The following is a 1,837-nucleotide window of genomic DNA, read 5'->3' as shown; positions in this document are numbered from 1 at the left end:
CTGCTCGGGCGGCTGGGTTACATCCCTCCTACTGAAGCCGAAATGAACTATTACGCTTTGCAATTAGCATCAGAGGAAGCGGCGTAGTATTGCCAAAATTACTCTCTAATAAACTCGGGGTTATTCAATTGCACATTGTCGGCGACGTCGATGATCGCGTGCTTATCCTGCGCTTTTTCGACAGTGCGCCGGGGGTCGAGCCGCAACAGCTGCCGCACATTTTTGAACGTTTTTACCGCACCGAGGCGTCACGTAATCGCGCCAGCGGCGGATCGGGCCTGGGTCTGGCTATTTGCCAAAACATCGTCGATGCCCACGGCGGGCGCATCAGCGCCGCAGATTCACCTTTAGGCGGTGTGCAAATCACGCTAGAATTACCGCTCGACCCCAGACCTGTAACCGCCTATGACTGAAGAAATCACCGCCGCGCCGATTATCCTTGTGGTGGAAGATGAGCCCAAACTGGGACAATTGCTGGTGGATTATCTTGAGGCGGCGGAGTATCGCACCCGCTGGCTTACCCGGGGCGACGGCGTAATTGACTCTTTGCAAACGCAGCATGCCGATCTGGTACTGCTGGACCTGATGCTGCCGGGACGCGACGGCTTAAGCGTGTGTCGGGATCTGCGTCGCTTCTCCGATGTGCCGGTTATCATGATCACCGCCAAAACCGAGGAGATCGATCGCCTGCTCGGGCTGGAAATCGGCGCGGATGATTATATCTGCAAGCCCTACAGCCCGCGCGAAGTGGTCGCGCGGGTGAAAGCGATTTTGCGGCGCAGCGGTAGCCGCCCGCCCGCCGGGCAGGCCGCCGCGCTCAACATTGATGAAAGCCGGTTTCAAGCCAGCTACCGCGGCGTGCCGCTGGACTTAACGCCGGCGGAACTGCGGCTGCTAAAAATTCTGTCCAGCGCGCCGGGAAAAGTCTTTTCCCGTGAGGCATTGCTGAACCAGCTGTACGACGATTATCGGGTGGTCACCGATCGTACCATCGATAGCCATATCAAAAACTTGCGCCGGAAACTGGAAAACCTGGCCGAAGACGAGGCGTTCATACGTGCGGTCTATGGGGTAGGTTATCGCTGGGAAGCGGACCCCTGTGAACTAATTTAACCGTTTCAGCCACGGTGGAATTCAGAATCCTCTCCTATACTGCCAAGAGCGCGAAAGCGCCGTACAGAAGAGGAGGACGCGTATGTCAGCCAGTCATTATGAACTACAAAAAGTGCGAAATGGACATTTCCTTTTCCATCTAAAAGGGAATAACGGTGAAACTATTCTCCACAGCGAAACGTTTTCCAGCAAAGCTTCCGCCGAGAATGCCATCACCTTTGCCCGGTATATAGCGCCGGATGAAACCAACTATGAGTTAAAGCAAAGCAGCGATGATGCTGCCTATTTTGTATTACGAGGGAAAAACCAGCAGGTCATAGGCCACAGCGATCCCTACAGCTCGCTTAAAGCGGCACAACAGGGTATCAGGGCCGCGATGGCTATGGCCATTACCTTGGAAATCAAGGATATGACCCACTAACCACACCAGGCCGGCGCCTGACGCCGGTCTGGCTGTGCGCAGCAGCATTTTTTGCCCGGGATCAAGCCATGGGCGAATAAACCGCCTTCTTTCGCATTGCTTCCTGATTTTTTTCCCGCCAGGCGCTAAAATCGCCGCCGCTATACTGCCCATGCCGGGCAGCCTGACCTGACATCAGATACCGTCTTGCTCATCATGATGCAAGAGCTATATTTTCATCGAAGGGTATTCCAGATTTTAAGACACCATAAGCTAATTGGAGTAATTTTCGCATTGCCGCGCAGATGCCTACTTTACCTCCTT

At 54.4% G+C, this 1,837-nt stretch carries 2 protein-coding genes and 2 pseudogenes; 3 read left to right on the top strand and 1 reads right to left on the bottom strand.

Going from position 1 to position 1,837, the window contains the following annotated elements; all coding sequences use genetic code 11:
- Nucleotides 1-128: 128 nt before the first annotated feature.
- The 3 genes and pseudogenes from CINSTRO3249_RS15555 to CINSTRO3249_RS15545 all read left to right on the top strand — a co-directional run.
- Nucleotides 129-413: pseudogene (locus CINSTRO3249_RS15555) on the top strand (ATP-binding protein); the annotation flags it as partial.
- Nucleotides 406-1,113: an envelope stress response regulator BaeR gene (gene baeR, locus CINSTRO3249_RS15550; protein WP_074013881.1), complete on the top strand. Its 708-nt coding sequence runs from the start codon at nt 406-408 to the stop codon at nt 1,111-1,113. The pseudogene CINSTRO3249_RS15555 and the gene baeR, both read left to right, overlap by 8 nt.
- A gap of 82 nt (nt 1,114-1,195) precedes the next feature.
- On the top strand, nt 1,196-1,534 hold the full coding sequence (locus tag CINSTRO3249_RS15545; protein ID WP_074013880.1) for a YegP family protein: 339 nt from the start codon (nt 1,196-1,198) through the stop codon (nt 1,532-1,534).
- A 193-nt stretch (nt 1,535-1,727) separates the two neighbouring features.
- Here CINSTRO3249_RS15545 and CINSTRO3249_RS16985 read toward each other — a convergent pair.
- Nucleotides 1,728-1,837: pseudogene (locus CINSTRO3249_RS16985) on the bottom strand (IS110 family transposase); the annotation flags it as partial.

It is taken from the genome of Candidatus Sodalis sp. SoCistrobi, assembly GCF_900143145.1.
GTDB lineage: Bacteria > Pseudomonadota > Gammaproteobacteria > Enterobacterales > Enterobacteriaceae > SoCistrobi.
The sequence above is the reverse complement of the archived record's forward strand: the minus strand, read 5'-3'. Positions and strand labels throughout refer to the sequence as shown.